The 19,189-nt window shown below is 72.1% G+C and carries 16 protein-coding genes; 7 read left to right on the top strand and 9 right to left on the bottom strand.

Annotated elements, in window-relative coordinates:
* The first annotated feature begins 5 nt into the window (after nt 1-5).
* Nucleotides 6-683 (top strand): metalloregulator ArsR/SmtB family transcription factor, encoded by a 678-nt coding sequence (locus tag AB0B90_RS03000; protein ID WP_362920425.1) that lies wholly within the window; start codon nt 6-8, stop codon nt 681-683.
* A 38-nt stretch (nt 684-721) separates the two neighbouring features.
* Here the strand turns inward: AB0B90_RS03000 and AB0B90_RS02995 are convergent, their stop codons facing one another.
* From AB0B90_RS02995 to AB0B90_RS02975, 5 genes are all read right to left on the bottom strand, one after another.
* The gene (locus AB0B90_RS02995; protein WP_362920423.1) at nt 722-1,378 is read right to left on the bottom strand and encodes a sensor histidine kinase; all 657 of its coding nucleotides are present in this window, start codon (nt 1,376-1,378) and stop codon (nt 722-724) included.
* Nucleotides 1,375-2,178 (bottom strand): hypothetical protein, encoded by an 804-nt coding sequence (locus AB0B90_RS02990; protein ID WP_350944295.1) that lies wholly within the window; start codon nt 2,176-2,178, stop codon nt 1,375-1,377. The genes AB0B90_RS02995 and AB0B90_RS02990 overlap by 4 nt, the downstream gene beginning before the upstream one ends.
* A 130-nt stretch (nt 2,179-2,308) precedes the next feature.
* Nucleotides 2,309-3,148, bottom strand: coding sequence for an ABC transporter ATP-binding protein (locus AB0B90_RS02985; protein WP_350944293.1), 840 nt, complete (start codon nt 3,146-3,148; stop codon nt 2,309-2,311).
* Entirely contained in the window at nt 3,145-3,948 is an 804-nt protein-coding gene (locus AB0B90_RS02980) for a zf-HC2 domain-containing protein (RefSeq protein WP_362920421.1), read from the bottom strand. The genes AB0B90_RS02985 and AB0B90_RS02980 overlap by 4 nt, the downstream gene beginning before the upstream one ends.
* A complete protein-coding gene (locus AB0B90_RS02975) occupies nt 3,945-4,472 on the bottom strand; it encodes an RNA polymerase sigma factor (RefSeq protein WP_350944289.1) in 528 nt (175 codons plus the stop codon). The genes AB0B90_RS02980 and AB0B90_RS02975 overlap by 4 nt, the downstream gene beginning before the upstream one ends.
* 214 nt (nt 4,473-4,686) lie before the next feature.
* On the opposite strand from AB0B90_RS02975, the gene AB0B90_RS02970 reads away from it, so the two are divergent.
* Together AB0B90_RS02970 and AB0B90_RS02965 are read left to right on the top strand one after the other, a co-directional pair.
* Nucleotides 4,687-5,607, top strand: coding sequence for a nucleoside hydrolase (locus AB0B90_RS02970; protein ID WP_362920419.1), 921 nt, complete (start codon nt 4,687-4,689; stop codon nt 5,605-5,607).
* Between the two features lie 278 nt (nt 5,608-5,885).
* Nucleotides 5,886-6,944, top strand: a complete 1,059-nt coding sequence (locus AB0B90_RS02965; RefSeq protein ID WP_362920417.1) for a cellulose binding domain-containing protein — start codon at nt 5,886-5,888, stop codon at nt 6,942-6,944.
* Between the two features lie 122 nt (nt 6,945-7,066).
* Here the strand turns inward: AB0B90_RS02965 and AB0B90_RS02960 are convergent, their stop codons facing one another.
* The 3 genes from AB0B90_RS02960 to AB0B90_RS02950 all read right to left on the bottom strand — a co-directional run bounded on the left by AB0B90_RS02960 (nt 7,067) and on the right by AB0B90_RS02950 (nt 13,607).
* Entirely contained in the window at nt 7,067-9,460 is a 2,394-nt protein-coding gene (locus AB0B90_RS02960) for an SDR family NAD(P)-dependent oxidoreductase (RefSeq protein ID WP_362920414.1), read from the bottom strand.
* Nucleotides 9,461-9,495: 35 nt separating this feature from the next.
* Nucleotides 9,496-10,245: a TetR/AcrR family transcriptional regulator gene (locus AB0B90_RS02955; protein WP_362920412.1), complete on the bottom strand. Its 750-nt coding sequence runs from the start codon at nt 10,243-10,245 to the stop codon at nt 9,496-9,498.
* Nucleotides 10,246-10,313: 68 nt separating this feature from the next.
* Complete coding sequence (locus AB0B90_RS02950; protein ID WP_362920410.1) at nt 10,314-13,607, bottom strand: BTAD domain-containing putative transcriptional regulator; 3,294 nt, start codon at nt 13,605-13,607, stop codon at nt 10,314-10,316.
* A 162-nt stretch (nt 13,608-13,769) separates the two neighbouring features.
* Here AB0B90_RS02950 and AB0B90_RS02945 point away from each other — a divergent pair, with 162 nt between their 5' ends.
* From AB0B90_RS02945 to AB0B90_RS02930, 4 genes are all read left to right on the top strand, one after another.
* Nucleotides 13,770-14,357, top strand: a complete 588-nt coding sequence (locus AB0B90_RS02945; RefSeq protein WP_350944280.1) for an NAD(P)H-dependent oxidoreductase — start codon at nt 13,770-13,772, stop codon at nt 14,355-14,357.
* A 73-nt stretch (nt 14,358-14,430) separates the two neighbouring features.
* Nucleotides 14,431-15,000 carry a dihydrofolate reductase family protein gene (locus tag AB0B90_RS02940; protein ID WP_350944279.1) on the top strand — a complete coding sequence of 190 codons (570 nt, stop codon included), beginning with the start codon at nt 14,431-14,433 and terminating at the stop codon, nt 14,998-15,000.
* A gap of 316 nt (nt 15,001-15,316) precedes the next feature.
* Complete coding sequence (locus AB0B90_RS02935) at nt 15,317-16,960, top strand: serine/threonine-protein kinase (RefSeq protein WP_362920408.1); 1,644 nt, start codon at nt 15,317-15,319, stop codon at nt 16,958-16,960.
* Between the two features lie 224 nt (nt 16,961-17,184).
* Nucleotides 17,185-17,913 carry a maleylpyruvate isomerase family mycothiol-dependent enzyme gene (locus tag AB0B90_RS02930; RefSeq protein ID WP_362920406.1) on the top strand — a complete coding sequence of 243 codons (729 nt, stop codon included), beginning with the start codon at nt 17,185-17,187 and terminating at the stop codon, nt 17,911-17,913.
* An 84-nt stretch (nt 17,914-17,997) separates the two neighbouring features.
* Here the strand turns inward: AB0B90_RS02930 and AB0B90_RS02925 are convergent, their stop codons facing one another.
* A complete protein-coding gene (locus tag AB0B90_RS02925; RefSeq protein ID WP_350944274.1) occupies nt 17,998-19,053 on the bottom strand; it encodes a TerC family protein in 1,056 nt (351 codons plus the stop codon).
* Between the last annotated feature and the right edge of the window lie 136 nt (nt 19,054-19,189).

Here is a 19,189-nt window from a genome sequence, read left to right as displayed (position 1 = left end):
CGGCCATGACGGAGTTTCGCGAGGAGCCGATCTACCGGCAGCTGGCGCGGATCGGCAGGACGCTGGCCAGTCCCGTCCGGCTCAGGCTGCTCGATGTGCTCGACCAGCGGGAGCGCACCGTCGAGCAGCTGTCGGAGGCGGCCGACATCCCGCTGAAGAACACCTCGGCCCAGCTGCAGCAGCTGCGCGCCGCCCACCTGGTGACGAGCCGCAGGGACGGTACGCGGATCTACTACCGGCTCGCCGACGAGCGGGTCTCCCGGTTTCTGGGCGAGCTGCAGGACTTCGCCGCCGAAAGACTCGCCGACCTGCGTGAGGCGGTCTCCGAACACCTCGGCGAGGTCGCCGTCCTGGAGGCGGTGACCGCCGAGGAACTCGCCGGACGTCTCACCGACCCCGACATCGTGATCGTCGACGTCCGTTCGGCCGCCGACCACGCCCTCGGCCATGTGCCGGGGGCGGTCTCGGTTCCGCTGGCCGAGCTGCGGGACCGTCTCGACGAGCTGCCCGGGGACGTCGAGATCGTGGCCTACTGCGGCGGCCCCTACTGCGTGGTCTCCCCGGAGGCGGTGCGGCTGCTGCGCGACCACGGCTTCCGGGCACGCCCGCTGGACGGCGGACTCGCCCGCTGGCGTCGTACGGGCAACCGGCTGCAGACCGGTTCCCCCCTCTCGGGCCCGTGACGGATCCGGGGAACCGCGGGGGCGGCGATCCGAGGTCCTCACGGCGCGGAGACAGCGGTCGACAGGGGGAGCACGGCCTTCACGAGTGCGCCGCCGCCCGGTGCGGGGCCCATCACGCAGGTTCCGCCGAGTTCGCGGGCGCGCTCACGCATCGAGGCGAGACCGATCCCCGGACGGGGAGCCGGGGGCGGCCCGCTCCCGTCGTCGCGGACCCGGACCGTGAGGAAGGAGTCGTCACGCCGGAGCGAGATCGTCGCCGAGCGGGCCCCGGCGTGCCGGCGGACGTTGGTGAGCGCCTCCTGCGCGATGCGGTACGCGGCCACCTCGACGGCCGAGGGCAGGCCGGACAGGTCGCCCTCGGTCTCGACGATCACTGAGGGTCCGTTGTCCGCCAGTGCCCGCACGGCTCCGGCCAGGCCGAGCGCGTCCAGGGCGGGCGGGTACAGGCCGTGTACCAGCTCTCTGATCTCCTGGCCGACCGCGTCCATGCCGTCGCGCAGTTCCGCCAGCAGGCGGTCGGTCGAGGCGGGGGCGGTGCGCAGGCTGATCCTGGCCATGTTGACGACCATCGCCATCTCGGTCAGCGCGTGGCCGAGCCCGTCGTGCAGATCCCGGCACAGTCGGCGGCGCTCCTCTTCACGGACACGGGCCAGCACGGTCGTCGGCGTGCCCTCCTGATCGGTGACGGCGGTCACGGCAGCTGCCAGATGCCGGAGAGCGCCGCGGTCAGGAGCAGCGTCGCGCCGATCCCGAGCCAGAACCCACGCCGGGCCGAGTCGCGCAGCATCGCCAGCGCCGCCGCTCCCAGGCTCAGCGCCAGCAGGTAGACCGCGTGCCAGAGCGCCGACCCCTCGGCCTTCTGGAACGTCCACATGGGGGAGGTCCACAGCACGAACTCCACGAGGAAGCCGAGGAAACGCTCGGAGCCCTGATAGACGATGTAGTTGAAACCGACCAGTACGGACATGACCGCGAACGGCACGCCCTGCCGGGGTGCCCAGCGGGCGGTCGCGGTCCCCAGGAGCGTGGCTCCGAGCACGCACAGCGGTGCGGCGGCCATCTCCCACACCGTGGGAGCATGTCCCAGGTCCACCTGGAACATCTGGCAGAGGCGCAGCAGCACCGCCTGGAACAGGCAGGCCAGCACGAACGGTCCGAGGGCGGCCAGGCAGGCGGCGGCCGTACGGTGCGCGCGGTCGACCGGGGCGGTGGACAGCAACTCGTCCGTGCCCGCCCGGTGTGCCGCGGTACCGGTGAGGTTCGCGGCGAAGAACGCAGGTACGCCCCATATCATCACCATCTGAGCGGTGATCATCCTGAAGGAGTCCTGCGGCCACTCCCAGGTGTGGCCGAGCAGCCCCGCCGTCATCAGCGCGGGCCCGAGCAGGGTGAGCGGGTGGCGGAGCAGCCGCCGGAGCTCGGCGTAGGCCAGCGCGGGCACCGCGTGACGCGTGGTGGCGGGCCACCGGCCGGCGAGCGACGACGAGCCTGTCATGACAGTCCTTTCCGCGGCCGGACGGCCGGTCCGCGTGTCCGTACCCGGGGCGGCGCGCCTGCCCGGGCTGGTGTCCGTGCCGTCGTCCGTCCCCGGCCCGCGGGCCGGGGACGGGGATCGTGGTCGCAGGTCATGCCGTCGCCGCCGTCGCCTTGTCGCCGAGCAGCAGCAGGTAGCCGTCCTCCACGGTCGGTTCGGCCGGCCGGGCCCCCTCGGGAGCGGGCCCGATGTTGCGGAACAGTCCTTCACCGGTACGCCAGGAGAGCACCCCCGACTTCTCCGTGGACAGCCAGACCCTGCCCTCGGCCAGGGTCCGGAGCTGCTCGGGTGTGCCCTCGAACGCGCACCGTCCCGCCTTGAGCACGACCACCCGGTTGCACAGGGCGGAAACGTCCTCGGTCTGGTGGGTGGAGAGCACGACGGTGCGGTCCTGTCCGATGTGCGAGATCAGCTCGCGGAACCGGAGCCGCTGTTCGGCGTCCAGACCGACGGTCGGCTCGTCCAGCAGGATCAGCTCGGGGTCGCCGAGCAGCGCCTGCGCGATGCCCAGCCGTCGCCGCATCCCGCCCGACAGCGTCCGGATCCGCTTACCGCTCACGGAGGTCAGCCCGACCTCCTCGATCACCCGGCGCACCTCGTCGTGCCGTGCCCGCCGCTCCACCATCTCCTTCAGGATCGCCACGTAGTCGACGAACTCGAAGACGGTGAACCCCCGCTGGTATCCCGGCTCCTGCGGCAGGTACCCCAGCCGCCGCCGGATCTCCAGCAGGTCCCCGGCCGGGTTCCGGCCGAGCAGTCTCAGCTCGCCCCCGTCCGGTGCGAGCACCGTCGCCAGCATCCTGACGAGCGTGGTCTTGCCCGCGCCGTTCGGCCCGAGCAGGCCGGTCACCCCCTTGCCCACGGTGAAGGTGAGCCCGTCCAGGACCCGGTCGCGGCCGTAGGCCTTCACCAGGCCGACTGCCTCGATCATGAGAACTCCCTGCGGCGAAAGAAGAGAAGCGCGACGGACACGAAGGTGACGACCAGGTAGCCCACCTGGCCGACGCCGCCGAACATCGCCAGGCTCGGCTCGCGAAGGTTGACGGAGACGGCCACGACCAGCCAGGTCGCCGCCACGGCGGCCCCGCAGTGGCGCGGATCGAACCGGCTGGACAGGGCGAGGGTCAGCGAGGTCAGGGCGAGCGAGGGCAGCAGCCACGCGGCCGCGGTCCAGTCGTGGTCCAGCAGGCCGAGGCCCGTCACCAACGCCAGCGCCGACGAGGACGTCAGCACCGCGGCGGCGCGGATCAGCATCAGCCGGAACATCGAGTACGGAGCCGCCAGGCCGATCTCGTGGGCCGGATCACCGTCCCTGCCGAAGGCCACGGCGACCCCGGCGACCGGCAGGATCGGGGCCAGCGTGAGATAGACGAGCGTCCCCCACCGCGTCGTCTCTCCCGAGGCCAACGCGGCGAACAGGAGCGCCACGGCGCTGGCCGCGATCCACGGCAGGCGTAGCGAGTGGGCGGCGCCCAGCAGGCGGGCCGTGTGCTCGTGGACACCGATCGCCCGCAGCAGCCGCTCGAACGGTCCCGGTACGGGCGCGTCCACCGCGTCGGCCACCTCCGCCCAGACCCGGTCCAGCCGAGGGCGCGGTACCTGGGGCGCGAGCAGGCTCCGGCATTGATCGCAGGCCAGCAGGTGGGCCTCGACCGAGGCGGCCAGGGTCGGGTTCAGCTCCCCGTCGGCGTACCTGACGGCCAGGCCGTCGTCCATGTGCCAGGTGCTCATACCAGTTCCTCCCTCAGCAGTGCCTTCGCGCGCATCATCCGGGTCTTGACGGTCCCGGCGGGGATACCGAGCAGCCGCCCGGCCTCACGGGTGGTCAGGCCGTCCAGGACCGTCGCCTGGACCACCGCGCGCAGCTCGGGGGAGAGCCGGCCCATCGCCTGGCCGAGCTCGCCGTACTCGATGCCGAGCAGCACCTGCTCCTCGGCCGAGACCATGACCTGCTCGTAGGCGGGCAGTGGCACCGCCGGACGACGGCGGAGCTGGTCCAGCAGGCGGCGGATGCCGATGCCCCAGATCCACGCGGCCACCTCTCCCTTGCCCTTCCAGGTGCGTGCCGTGCGCCAGACGGCCACGAAGGTGTCCTGGAGCGCCTCGTCCACCAGCGCCGGATCGGCGCACCGCCGGGTGAGCCGGATGACGAGCCAGGGTGCGTGCCGGGCGTAGAGGACCTCCAGGGCCCGGCGGTCCCCGTCGGCGACGGCCTCGAGCAGTCGAGCGTCCGTCCAGCTCTCGTGCTCGCTCATGGGAGCCCCTTCAACGGTGTCATGCTTCTCTGTCGCATCCGGCCGCTCCGGCGGTTCACGGTTTCGTGGTGTCCGGTGCCGTACGGGTTCGCCGTGTCCGGGGATCCGGGGGCTGTCGTGTTCGGCGGCCCCGGCGGTTCACCGCATGGAACGAACCGAATGCGGTGTTACGCCCGACAAGTGAGGCGTGAGAAGGAAAATACTATTTTCGCTGGTGGTGCTGTCCACGGTGTGCGCCACGGCGTCGTGCTCGCCGGGGGTGCCGCTCGACGGGCCCCCCGGCACCGGGAAGATCATCATCGACGCGGACATGGGCGAGCTGAACGACGACGCCCAGGCCATGTTCCTGCTGGCCGCCGCCGAAGGGGTGGAGGTGCTCGGGGTCACCACCGTGGGCGGCAACACCTGGCCGGAGGAGGGCACCGCGTACGCGCTGCGCCAGCTGGAGCTCATCGGCAGGGCCGACATCCCCGTGGTGACCGGCGAGAGCAATACGCCGGAGCCGAGGGACGACTACGACGGAGCCCTGGACCGGCCGCGACCGGCGTCCCACCGCGCGCTGGCGACTCCACCGCACGGTGGCTACGCGACGACCCGGCCCGCGGCGGGCAGCGCCTCCGACTTCATCGCCGACCAGGTGCGGCGCCACCCCGGCGAGGTGACCGTCTTCGCGCTCGGCCCGGCCACCAACCTGGCACGCGCCGTACGGGAGCACCCCGACATGGTCCCCCTGGTCAGGGAGGTCGTCCATCTGGGAGCCGACACCGAGGGTGAGGAGTTCAACCGCTGGTTCGACCCCGAGGCGTCCCGGGTCGTGTTCGAGGCCCCGTTCCGGCGCGAACTGGTCGTCACACTGGAGGCGGCGCAGCGGCTCACCTTGGACGGGCGGACCTACGAGCGGGTGGTCGCGGGCGAGGAGACCCCGGTCAGGAGGCTCTTCAAGGAACTGCAGGGGCCGCTCTTCGCCGGTGACCCGGGACATCGGGCGTTCGTCTGGGACGCCGTGGCCGCGGCGGTCTTCCTCCGTCCCGAGATCGTCTCCGATTCGGACGGCCGCACCGTGCTGGGGGTGGACCCGGACCGGTTCTGGGACCTCTACGTCACGCGGATCGGCTCGGCCAGGCCGTCGAGCTGAGGGGTTCGAGCCGCCGGGACGCCCGACCCCTGACGTCCACCGGAAGGTTGGACGCGCCGTGGGCAGAGAGCGCGGGTGGAACTTTCACCTGACGGGGAACGTGCCGGAGCCAATCGGGCCTGGTGGCCCCATGGGGACCGTGGCGGCGGGCCGGGGGAGCTTGCGATGGGGAGGAACAGTTCTATGGTGCGAACTATGCGGGCGCTCCCCACCAATCCGCGACCGGAAGCGGTGTCAGCATGAGGCGTACGAGAGAACGTGGAGTGAGGCGGGTCATCGTGACGGTCCTGGCCGTCCTCGGCCTGGTCCTCGGGTCCGGAGCGGTCGCCGCTCCGGCGCGTGCCGACACGACGATCTGCGAGAAGGACGGCGCCACCGTCATCCAGAACGGGAAGTACTACGTCCAGAACAACAACTGGAGCGACGACACCGAGCAGTGCGTCAACGTCACGGGCCTCGGTTTCTCGGTGACGGAGGCGAGCCACGACAGAGCGACCGACGGCGCGCCGGGATCCTACCCGTCGATCTTCGCCGGTTGTCACCGCGGCCGGTGCACCTCCGGCAGCGGCCTGCCCATGCGGATCAGTGACAGCCGGTTCAACGGCATCCAGACCAGCGTCCACATGACCTATCCGAGCGGCGGCGTGTACAACGCGTCCTACGACATCTGGCTCGACCCGGCTCCCCGGACGGACGGCCAGAACACCGGTGCGGAGATCACGATCTGGCTCAACCGGGTGGGGCCGATCCAGCCGATCGGCTCCCGAGTGGGTACGGTCAGCCTCGCCGGGGCGAGCTGGGAGGTCTGGTACGGCAACGTCGGCTGGAACGTGATCTCCTACGTCCGCTCCTCGGCGACCGCGTCGATCGGCTTCGCCGTCAGTACCTTCGTCGACGACGCGATCAGTCGCGGCCATGTCCAGCGGTCGTGGTATCTCACCAGCGTCCAGGCGGGCTTCGAGCCGTGGGTCGGCCAGACCGGCCTGGCGGTGAACAACTTCTCCTACGGCATCATCGCCGCCGGAAGCTGCTCGGCCACAGCCACCGTGTTGTACGGGGGGAACAACATATACACGGTCGATCCGGTCAGAGTGACCAACACCGGTCCCTCCACGATCCACGACTGGACCGTCACCGTCACGCTGCCGGCCGGGCACAGCCTCATCGGCTCCTGGGGTGCGACCGTGACCACCAAGGGGCAGACCGTCACCGCTCGCAACCTGAGCTACAACGGCTCCCTCGCGCCCGGGGCCAGTGCGAACTTCGGCTTCCAGGCCGTCCGCCCACCCGGCGTTTCCCAGTGGCCCTCGCCCTATGTCTGCACCACCCTTTCCTGACCTCGGCTCGGTTTCGCGCGCTGCCTCAAGGCGTGCTCGAACAGGTCGAGGAGGTTACCGGACCCGTCACCGGGCCATCCGGAGGATGTCCCGGGCCGGGAGGGCGTACGCCGCGACGGGGGCTAGCCGCGGTGCCTGCTCACCATTCCCGCCGCGAGGGGGGCGTTCGCGAAGTCACCGGCCGCCACGCGGGCGGCGACGGTGCGGCGGACGAGACGGTCGGCGAGGGAGGGGGCGTGCCTGCCGACCATCATCTCCACACGTCCCCGGACGGTGGTCGCCACGTCGCGCGGGGCGCGGCGGGCGGTGACGGCGCGGACGATCGCGTCGACCACGCCCTCGACGGGCTCCGGCCGGGACACCGCGTCCAGGGAGAGCCCGGCCTGGCGCGTACTGTCGTGGATCGGGCTGCGGACCATGCTCGGGTAGACGGTCGTCACGTCGACGTGCGTGCCGACCTCCAGCCGGAGCGCGTCGGCGTAGGCGGCGAGGGCGCGCTTGGAGACGCCGTACGCCGCCGCCAGCGGCAGGGGCAGGACCGCCATCCGTGAGGCGATGAAGACCACCTGCCCGCGCGCACGCACCAGGTGGGGCATGACCGCCGCCGTCACCCGCCAGGCACCGAGCAGGTTCAGCCGCAGCTGCGCCTCCACCTCGTCGCCCGGGGCGAGTTCGGCCGGTGCCGGCCCGCCCCGGCCGGCGTTGTTGACCAGCAGGTCGATGCCGCCCAGCAGGGCCGCCGCCTCGGCCACCGCCGCGTCGACGGATTCGGAGGAAGTGATGTCGCACGCGATGATCGGGATGTCGGAGTCGTCGGGGCGGGCGATGTCCAGGCCGACCACGTGCGCGCCCTGGGCGGTGAACCGTGCGCTCATCGCCCTGCCGAAGGTGCCGGCCGCGCCGGTGACCAGGATCCGGCGCCCGGCGAGCGCACGGGAGGGGGAGGCGCGCAGCTCGCGCCGCATGACGCGCAGATACTGGTCGACGTCGATCCGCATGTGGGGCCTGCGCTGCCCCCAACGCTCTCGGGCGGCGTCGAGTTCGGCGGAGGCGATCCTGCGCGCGGTCTCGGGGTCGGGCAGCCGGTGGGTTCCTGCGCGTACGGCGGCGAGGAGGCGGCCCTGCGCCTCGACGACGGGCAGCGCCGAACCGGTCGACTGCATCAGCCCGACGTAGCTGATCGAGTCGTCGCCGATGGGGAAGACGTGGCGGTAGAGCAGCGTGCTCGCCGGGTCGGGCGCCGTGCCGGTGCCGGTGCCGGTGGCGGCGGTGGCGGTGGCGGTGGCGGAGGTGTCGAGGAACGGGGTCACGGCCCGGTAGCCGGTGCACCAGACGATGTGGTCGACCTCGTCCACCTGCCCGTCGGTGAAATGGACCCGCGAGCCGTCCAGGCGCGCGATGCCCTGGCGCGCGAGCACCTTTCCCTCCGCGACCAGGCGGGGAACGGAGTCGCTCAGGGTGGGGTGGTCCTGGAGCACACCCTGGCGGGGAGCGGGCAGACGCGGCCCCGCGGGTTTCCTGTCGGCGACCCTGAGCACCGCCTGGGAGACCACCTGCCGCACCCGCCAGGGCAGGAGGGCCGCGAGGGCGCCGTTGAGCTGGTCGGAGGGCCGGCCCAGCAGCCGCTTGGGCAGCACCCAGACGCCTCGTCTCGCCGACAGCAGCACGGCGGACGCGTGGTCGGTCAGTTCGGCGGCGATGTCCATCGCGGAGTTGCCGGTGCCCACGACGAGCACACGCCTGCCCGCCAGCTCGGCGGGGGTGACGTAGTCGTGCGCGTGCGACTCGGTGCCGGTGAACGTCCCCGGGTAGGGCGGTTCGGGCAGCCGGGGCTCGTGGTTGTGGCCGTTCGCCACCACCAGGTGCTCCACCGTCTCGCGGTACGGCCCGCCGGGACCGGTCAGCTCCAGCTCCCAGCCGCCCTCGGTGCGCCGGGCCGATTCCAGCGTCGTGCCGAACCGGAAGCGCTCGCCGACCCCGAAACGGTCGGCGTACGAGCGCAGGTATTCGAGCATCTGGGCGCGGGTCGGATAGTCGGGCCACTCGGCGGGCATCGGGAAGTCGGAGAACTCGGTGCGCGGCCTGCTCGTGTTGAGGCGCAGGCCCTCGTAGGACGCGGTGTCGGCCTCCAGCCGCCACAGGCCGCCGAGGGAGGTGGCGCGTTCGATGCCGAGGACGGGCAGACCGGCCTCGATGAGGGCCTTCGCCGCCGCTATACCCGCCGCGCCGCCGCCGACGACGGCCGTCGTCCCCCGGCCGGGGACGCCGTCGCGGCCGGGGGGCACCCCTTGACCGGGTACGTCGTCAAGGGCGGTCACTCCTCGGCCGGTGACGCCTTCGTGGTCGGCGGTCACCCTCACGCCGCGTGCGTCTTCGCGGGCGGTGGTCACCCTCACGTCGTGGGTGCCTTCGCGGGTGGCTGTCCCAGGGGCCGTCCCAGGGGCCGCTCCGGCCTCGCCGCCGACGGTCGTCTCCGTGCCCGGCATGTCGTCGGCGGTCGCTTCCCCTGCGCTCATCCGTCGCCTCCCATATTCCATCGGATGATGGAATATTAACCGTCTGAGCCGCCGGCGCCAGGGGGTGCGTAGAGCCGGTCGACGAAACGGTGGGCGTAGGCGCGGAACTCGCGCCTCTCGCGATCGGCGGTCACGGCGTCGCCGCCGCGGGCGCTCAGGGCGGTCACGTGGCCGTGGGCCGCCCAGACCAGGCTGCGCACGGTGATGTGCGGCGTCGGCTCGACGACGAGACCGCGGGTGGCCGCCTCCAGCAGGGCGCGCTCGATCTCCCCGTAGATCGGCAGCGAGTACGCCTCGTCCAGGGAGAGGTGGAGGGTGGGGTCCAGCCACCGCCGCAGCCACAGGAACGTGGTCTGGGGGTGGTCGTCGAGGAAGTCGACGAACGCGTCCACCAGGTCGTGTATCGCGTCCACGACGTCGCCCGGGCGTTCCGAGCGCACGGCGGCGAGGAAGGCGCGCACCGGCGGCGTGAGCGTCGCCTGCTCCAGCTCGAAGACGCGGGCGAAGCAGGCGTCGTACAGGGACGACTTCGAAGGGAAGTGGTGGTGCACGCTGGAGACGTCGATCCCGACCCGGGCGGCGATGTCGCGCATGGAGACGCCGTCGGCCCCGTGCCTGGCGAAGAGGGCGGTCGCCTCGGTGAGCACGCGGTCGCGCGTGGTGGGGGCCGAGCGGTCCCTGGGCGGGCGCCCCCTGCGGCGCGGCCGGGGCGCGGAGACGTCTTCCCCCCGCTCTCCGTCGCCCCCGTCTCCCCTGTTCTCCCCGTTCTCCGTGCTCTTCCTCATGCCGGACAGTCTGCCAGGACCGTCGGTCTTCGTAATCCATCGCGAGATTGATTTCGCCGCCCGGGGGTTCAGGCCGGCGAGGACGCGGCGCCTTCCGGTATGACGGCGAGGGACCTGATCTGCTCGGGGGTGAGCGCGGTGCCGCGTTCGCGTTCCGCGGCGAAGCGCTCCTCACCCAGCGCGTCACGGACCCGCGCGGTGATCCGGTCGACGTCGCCGCTCTCCACGGAGGTGAGGGGCATGGGGCCGGACGCGAGGGCCGCGGCGCCCGCGCCCAGGAGCCGGGCGGCCCGGTCGTGGAGTCCGGCGACGGCGAGCGCACCGGCCAGGCCGTACACGGCGACCGTCATCTCCCTGGTCCCGTCGAACCTGGCCATCAGATCGAGGGCGACCAGGTGCATGTCGAGGGCCGCCGCCGCGTCGCCGCGCCCCTCGGCGACGAAGCCGAGCTCGGTCATGATCATCGGAAGGTAGGGCGGCGGCTCCCCGGAGTCGGGAGGGGTGTGGTCCAGCACGTCGCGCAGGTGGGTCTCGGCGACGTCGAGGCGGCCGTCCCTGCGCGCGGCGAAGGCGAGACCCATCCGGGCGAAGGTCTGCCCGGCCCGGTGCCCCTGCTCCAGGGTGAGCCGCAGCGACCTCTCGCTCCACTCCGCCGCCCGCGCGTAGTCGCCGCGCTGCAGTGCGATCCAGCCCAGCCAGCCCAGCCGCCCGGCGAGCTCCGTCCACAGCCCGAGCTCCTCGGCGAGGCGCATGCCGTCACGCTGCAGCCGTTCGGCCCGGTCGAGGTCGCCGGTCATCTCGGCCAGCGCGCCGAGCCAGCCGCCGGACTCCAACTGCCCCCAGCGCTCCCCGAGCTCGCCGAAGATCCGCGCGCTGTGCTCGCCGTCGCGTCCGAGCCCGTCCAGGTCACCGCGTACGTGGGCGAGTTTGGCCCGCAGGGCGAGGGCGGCGGCCGTTCCCCAGCGGTCACCGAGCGCCTCGAAGGCGGGGAGCGCCCGGTCCAGAAGGTCCGCGGCGGCGGACAGGTCACCGAGGTCGACCCCCGCGTAGGCGAGGATCCACCACGCCCTGGCACGCCCGCCCGGATCGTCCGCCTTCTCGTACGCCTCCAGGGCGGCCCCGCGAAGCCGCTCCCGGTCGGCGGCGGCGACGTCACCTCGGAGGAGCGCGATCACGGCCTTCCAGGTGAGAGCCTTGGCCCGGAGGGCGGCGAACGAGGCGGCGGGGGATCCGCAGGGGACGGCGAGCGCCGCCGCCAGGGATCGGTGGGCCTCGGTCAGCCGGCCGCGCAGGAACCAGTACCAGCCCATCGCGCCGACGAGGCGCAGCGCGCCCTCCGCGTCGCCGTTCCTGACGGCCGCGTTCAGCGCGGCGCGGAGGTTCGCGGCGTCGGAGTCGAGACGCCGCAGCCAGTGCCGCTGGTCCGCCCGGTAGAGACGCGGCTCGGCCCGTTCGACCAGGTCGGTGTAGTGGCGCAGGTGCCGCAACCGCACCCGCTCGTACTCCCCGGCCCGCTGGAGGCGCTCGACGCAGTACGCCGCCACCGACTCCAGCAGCCGGTATCTCGGCCCGTCGGCACCGTCCACCATCACCACCAGCGACCGGTTCACCAGCCGTGCCACCAGGTCGAGTACGTCCGCTGCGGGGACGTCGTCATCCGCGCAGACGGCCTCGGCGGCCTCCAGGTCGCAGCCGTCCGCGTGTACGGCGAGGCGGCGCAGGACGGCGCGCTCGGCTCCGGTCAGCAGCTCCCAGCTCCAGTCGATCATCGCCGTCAGGGTCTGCTGGCGCGGTGGGACGCCCCGATGCCCGGTGGCCAGCAACCTGAACCGGTCATCGAGGCGGGCGACGAGACCGTGCACGCCGAGGGCGGGGACCCTCGTCGCGGCCAGCTCAAGCGCGAGCGGGATGCCGTCCAGCCTGCGGCACAGCGCCGCGACCGCCGGAGCGGTGTCCGTGTCGAGGGTGAACCCCCTGGCCGCGGCGGACGCGCGTGCCACGAACAGCCGCACGGACCCGGTTCGTTCCAGCTCGGGGATGTCGTCGAAGGCCCGGCCGGGCACCTCCAGCGGTGGGACGCTCCAGACCACCTCGCCGGGCAGGGCGAGCGACTCCTGGCTGGTCGCGAGGATCCGCAGGCCGGGGGCGGCGCGCAGCAGCGATCCGGCCAGCTCGGCGACCGGATCGACGACGTGCTCGCAGTTGTCCAGCACCAGCAGCAGCCTCCGGGGGCGCAGCGCCTCGGTGAGCCGGTCGGCGGCGGTCACCGGCCCCGCGCCACCCGCGGCGTCCTGGACGTCCAGCACCGTCATGATCGTCTCAGCCAGCCGGTGGACCGCGTCCTCGTCGCCGGGACGGTCGAGCGCGGCGAGTTCGACCAGCCACACCCCGTCACGTACGAGGCCGGGAGCGACGGTGCCGGAAGGACCCGGGGCGGTCAGATGTCTGGCGGTCTCGATCGCGAGGCGGGTCTTGCCCACGCCGCCGGGACCGGTGAGCGTCACCAGCCGTTCCGTCTCCAGCAGGGTGCGGATCTCGGCGACGGCCTCCTCTCTGCCGATCAGGTCGGTGAGCGGCGCGGGGAGATTGGTGCCCGGCCTGTCGGGGAGAGGGGCGGACGCGGCGAGCGCCGGGTCCTGGGTGAGGACGGCCCGGTGCAGGGTGACCAGGTCGGCACCCGGATCCAGGCCCAGCTCGTCGGCGAGCAGGACGCGCAGCTCCTCGTAGCTGTCCAGCGCCTCGCTCTGCCGTCCCGAGCGGTACAGGGCACGCATGTGCGCGGCGCGCAGCCGCTCCCTGAAGGGGTGGGCGGCGAGCAGGTCGCCGAGCTCTCCCGCGAGCCGGACGTGCTCGCCCAGCTCCAGCCGTGTCTCCGCGTGCTCCTCCTGCGCGGTGAGCCACCGTTCCAGCAGCCTCGTGATCGCGGGGCGCGCGAACGGCTCGTCGCCGAAGTCGGCGAACGCGGGGCCGCGCCACGACGCCAGCGCGTCGGCCAGCAGCGCCGCCCTGACCCGTGGATCCCCCGCGAGGGCCGCCTCGTCGAGCAGGCGCAGGAAGTCGGCCACGTCGGTGTCGGCCCTCAGCACGTAGCCCGCCGGATGACGGACGACCAGGTCCCGGCAGCCGGGTTCGGCGTCCTCCAGCACCCTGCGCAGCTGCGAGACCTTGGCCGAGAGGGCGCCGGTCGGGTTGCCCGGCGGATCGTCGCCCCACAGGTCGTCGACCAGCCGGTCGGCGGGCACCGGGCGTCCCTCGTGCGCGAGGAGGTCGGCGAGCAGGGTCCGGACCTTCAGCCCGGGGATCGCCACCGGCTCACCGGCGGTCGTCCACACGGCGAGCGGCCCAAGAACCCCGAAACGCATGAAGGCCACGATAACCCCGGGCACTCATCGCTTTACCACTCGTCCTACGGCGGATTCCCGTGCTCCCCGGATCAGCCGTAAAGCGACGGGAGCTTTTCCGTAAAGGGGGTCGGAGATGCTGAGGGCACATCGAACGGAGCGGGACACGAGGGAGGTACGGAGATGCCGGAGGAGGGCAGGCTGCGACTGGCGGTCATCGTCGGAAGCACCCGCGACGGCCGGTTCGGGCCCACCGTGGCGGACTGGTTCACCTCCCGGGCCCGCAGGCGCGGAGACCTGGACGTCGACCTGATCGACCTGGCCGAGACCGGTCTGCCGCAGACCCTCACCGACCAGGAGGAGCCCGCACCCGTGGAGGTGGCCGCTCTGGCGCCGAGGCTCGCCGCCGCCGACGCCTTCGTCGTGGTCACCCCCGAGTACAACCGGAGCTTCCCCGCTCCACTGAAGACCGCGATCGACTGGTACTACGAGGAGTGGCAGGCCAAGCCCGTCGCCTTCGTCGCCTACGGCAGGGACTCCGGTGGCCTGCACGCGGTCGACCAGCTCCGTCAGGTCTTCACCGAACTGCACGCCGTCGCCATCCGCGACGCCGTCATCCTTCCCCGCTACTGGGACCTCTTCGCGACCGACGGCACCTGGCCGAAGGCCGGCTCGGAGTGCAACAGCGCGGCGAAGAGCACGCTCGACCGGCTGACCTGGTGGGCCCGCGCCCTGCGCGACGCCCGAGCCAGGAGCCCGTACGTCCCCTGACCGTCCTCACATCCGACCTCGTCCAGCCCGGCTCCAACGGGCTTCATCCGGCGCGAACGACACGGAGAGAATCATGCGGAAGATCATTGCCATGACCCACACCACGGTCGACGGCTACATCGACAACCCCCACCTGTGGTCCATGCCGTACTCGAACGAGGAGTCGATGGCGTACGCCCTGAACCTCACGCTCGGCTGCGACACCCTGCTGCTGGGGCGGGTCACCTACGTGGGCATGGCCCAGGCATGGCCCGGTATGAGCAACCCCTACGCCGACCACGTGAACGGCACCGAGAAGTACGTGGTCTCCTCGACCCTGGAGAAGGCCGAGTGGGCGAACTCGACCATCGTCCACGGCGACGACCTCGTCCCCACGGTGACCGAACTGAAGAAGCGGCCCGGCGGGAACATCATGATCTGGGGCTGTGGCCGGCTCACCGACGCGCTCATGGAGAACGGCCTGCTCGACGAGTACCGGCTCCTGGTCTCGCCGGTCATCCTCGGCAAGGGGCAGCGGCTGTTCCGGGGGGAGGACGTCACGGCGACCCTGGAACTCGTCGACAGCACGACGTTCGACACCGGTCTTGTCGCCCTCGCCTACCGTCCGGTGAACGCGGCGGAAGGCCCGGCGAACGCGGGCTGAGCGACACGGGCCGGAGTCCCGGAGGCGCACGCCGTCTCCGGGACTTCCGGGTTTTCCCGCGTTCTCCGGTTCGTTTCCGGTGCCGCCCGAGTCACCGGAGGCCGGCCACGGGCCCCGTCCCGCGCCGCCGCCGAGCAGCGGAGACCCTTCTCCGGGGGAGGGCGCCGCAGGCCGGGATCGCCCACGAGCCGACGGGATTCGACGGGACGAGAAGCCTCGGTTCGTCGCGGGATTTAGGACGTAGATCCATAAGTCGGAGAAGTCCCCTCATATAGTTGGGTGCCAATTGTCGGGCTCGGAATCGATGGCGAGGATCGTGAGCGTTCAGGAGGGGGCGGGGGCCGTGCTCGCCGGGCGGTACCGGCTGGACGAGCTGATCGGCCGTGGCGGCACGGGCGAGGTCTGGCGCGGGTACGACCTGCGCCCCGGCTGGGCGGTGGCGATCAAAATCCTGTCGCCGCAGGTCGCCGACGCCGCGGTGCGTGAGAGGTTCGCCGGGGAGGCGAGGACCGCCGCGCGCGTCGTCCATCCCAACGTGGTGACGGTGCTCGACATGGGCGAGCACGAGGGTCGGCCGTACCTGGTGATGGAGTCGCTGACCGGCCGGGATCTCGCCGCCGAGCTGGCCGAGCGGGGACCGCTGAGCGTGTCCGAGACGTGCCACCTGGTCAGGCAGGCCGCGCTCGGGCTGGACGCCGCGCACCGGGCCGGGGTCGTGCACCGCGATGTCAAACCCGCGAACCTGCACCTGGGCACGGGGGGCGTGCTCAAGGTCGTCGACTTCGGCACCGCCAGGGTCGCGAGCGAGGCCGCGATGCGGCTGACCTCGGCGGGAAGCGTCATCGGCACGGCCGCCTACCTGTCTCCCGAGCAGATCCTCGGCACGCCGGGGAACACGGCCTCCGACCTGTACGCGCTCGGCTGCGTCTGTTACGAGCTGCTGTGCGGACGGCCCCCGTTCGTCGGCCCCGACGCGGAGGTGATCTCCCAGCACGTCCGCGACCGGCCGGATCCGCTCAGACGGTACCGGCCCGATGTCCCGCCGGAGCTTGAGGGGCTGGTCATGGCCCTGCTGGAGAAGGATCCCGCCGCGCGGCCGACCGGGGGAGAGGTGATCCGCCAGGTCACCGCGACGGCCCACCACACGTCAGCCGCCCGCGACAGCGTCTCCCCGGTCTCCCCGGTCTCCCCGGTCCCCGCGGCACCGACGGCACCGACGGCACCGACGGCCACGTACGACATCGGGACACCGATACCGGCACAGGCACCGATGCAGGCACCCGCGCCGACGAAGGTCACGCCGGGGCCGCCGGTCTCCGGGCCGGTGCCCGTGCCCGGCGGCATCTCCGCGCTCACGCGGGGGCGGCTGTCCGGGCGGACCCTCGCGATCGCCCTGGGCGCGGTGGCCGTGCTGGTGGCGGCGACCGTCTGGGCGCTGACGCCGTCGGAGCCGACCGGGCAGGCGAGCACGGCCGGAGTGCCGTCCGAGACGCCCTCTCCAGAGCAGCCCACGCCGCCCGCGTCGCCGTCACCCACCCCCACACCGTCACCGTCCGTCTCGCGGAGCGCGGCGGCGCCGTCCCCGGATCCGGTCCTGTCACCGCCGGCGGGGACCGGATGGCAGGTGCAGCTGCCGATCCTTCACCGGGCGATCACCGAACAGGAGCTCCAGGGGAAGATCGACCCCAGGACGGCCCGCGAGATCCGTAAGAGGGTCACCAAAGCGGGCGAGGCCCTGTGGAAGGGCGATGAGCGTAAGGCGCGCGACGAACTGCGCAAGTTCGGCCGGGACCTGTCCGAGGCGCGCAGGAAGGGCAGGCTCGCCTCCGACGGACCGCTCTACGACTTCCTGCGCAAATCCGGGTTCGCCTTCCAGGAGGAGGGCCGGGAGCCGGGGCCACGTCATCGCGGCGGCGACAGTGACGACGAGAACGATGACGACCCCGAGAACGAGGACTAGGCCGCCGGTACGTGGTCGAGATCGCCTCGGCCGCTCCTTCCCGTGTCCGGGTGAGACGGTCTCCGGCGCTACCGGCTGCCGGACCGGTGCGCCACTGTCCGGCCGGGTGCCGTGACGACGGTTCGCCGACGGGAAAGACCGGCGCGGGCGAAACCTCGCGATCTTGAATATCTGCAGGTGCAGGGAGCACGGGGATGTCCGTCGTTTCCGGGTACCGCTGAGGTATGACCGCTGAATCGAAGGATCCGCTGGCGGATCTCAACCCGTTCGACATATTCGACACCGAGGCCCGCCGCCTCGACCGTTTCTTCTCCGGGCTCGACGCGGAGGGCTGGCTGCGCCCCTCACGGCTGCCGGGCTGGTCGGTGCGCGACGTGCTCGGGCACCTGGCGGGGGAGGAGCTGTACAACCACGCCTGTCTGGACGACGACGTCGACGGGTTCGCCGCGATGCTCGGGAGCGAGGGTGTGGAGGGCGGCTTCGACGCCTTCAACGCCTGGTGCGTGGAGCGCCGCCGTGACGTTCCGGTCGAGGAGGTGCTCCAGGAGTGGCGGCGCGAGAACGGGGAGACGCGCGAGCGGATGCGCGAACTCGGCCGTGACGCCCTGCTGCCGACCCTCGCGGGGCCGTACCCGGTGGGGTCGCAGACCTTCCACTACGACTCGGAGTACGCCACCCACGCCGACGACGTCGGCGCGCCCGTGGCGGAGGGCGAGGAGGACGAGCGGGTCTGGTGGCGGGTGAGGGTGGGCGCGTTCGCGCTCGCGGAGCAGGGGGCGAAGGTCGAGGTCGAGCTGACCGCCGACGGGATCTGGGTGCACGCCTACGACGCGAGCGCGCAACTGGCGCCCGCGGCGTTCGTGGCGGCGACCGTCGGGCGCCTGCCGGACGGCCACCCCGTCGACCATCCTCTCGACCGCAGGCTCAGGGCCGCCCTGCGCTGTCTGGCCTGAGCTTCTCCGCTGTGCTTTCCGGCGCTCCTCGGTTCCGGGCGCTTTTCTGCGCGTCCGTCCGGCCGGTGATCCGCGGCCGGGACCTCAGTCGTCGGTCCTGTCCTCACCGCCCTTGCCGCCCCTGCTGTCCTTGCTGCCCTTGCCGGTTCTGTCCTTGCGGCGCATCCGGTGCAGGGTGCCCGCGTGGGCGCGCTCCTCCGGGTGCGCGCGCACCCTGCGCAGGCTGGCGACGACGGTGACGAGCAGCACCAGGAAGATCACTCCGAGGGAGACCGGGGTCGGGACCTCGGGGAAGGACTTCGAGATGTCCTCGTGCAGGAACGACAGGATGAGCTTGAGGCCGATGAAGCCGAGGATGACCGCGAGGCCGATCGACAGGTAGACGAGGCGCTCCAGCAGCCCTTCGATCAGGAAGTACAGGGCACGCAGCCCCAGCAGCGCGAAGGCGTTGGCGGCGAAGACGATGAGCGGATGCCGGGTGACGCCGAAGACGGCGGGAATGGAGTCGAGGGCGAACAGCAGGTCGGTGCTTCCGATGGCGAGGAAGACCAGGAACAGCGGCGTGACCACCCGCCTGCCGTTCTCGCGGGCGACGAGCCTGCCGCCGTGCATGTCGTCGCTGACCGGCAGCACCTTGCCCGCGTGGCGGATCAGCGGGTTGTTCTCGACGTCGGGGTCCTGGTTGCGGTGCCGTACGAGCTGGATCGCCGTCCAGATCAGGAGCAGGCCGAAGATGAGGAACGTGAAGGAGAAGAGGGAGATGGCCGCCGCGCCGACCGCGATGAGGATGGCCCGCAGCACCAGCGCGGTGGCGATGCCGAAGAGCAGCACCTTCTGCTGGTGTTCCTCGGGCACCGAGAACCGCGCCATGATGATGACGAAGACGAAGAGGTTGTCGACGGAGAGGCTCTTCTCGACGATCCATCCGGCGAAGTACTCCGTCGCGAGTCCCGCCCCGGCCAGCCACAGCAGGACCAGGCCGAAGGCGATGGCGACGCCGATGTAGAAGATCGTCCAGGCGGCCGCCTCGCGCATGCCCACGACGTGCGGCCGGCGTGCCGCCACCACGAAGTCGAGGGTGAGCAGCGCCACCACCACTGCGATGACCGCGATCCACATGCCCAACGAGTCGATCGCCATCGCTGTCCCCTCTTACCGGTCGAGATCATTCGCCTTACCCAGGGCGGGGACCTCCACACCCGGTGATCATCGGCCGAGTACGCCCTCGGCCCGCCGGGGTGTCCCGGCGGGCCCGGGGGGTAGAGTGGTGGGGAGT

Origin of the sequence: Streptosporangium sp. NPDC049078 (assembly GCF_040648855.1) — a bacterium.
GTDB lineage: Bacteria > Actinomycetota > Actinomycetes > Streptosporangiales > Streptosporangiaceae > Streptosporangium.
The sequence above is the reverse complement of the archived record's forward strand: the minus strand, read 5'-3'. Positions and strand labels throughout refer to the sequence as shown.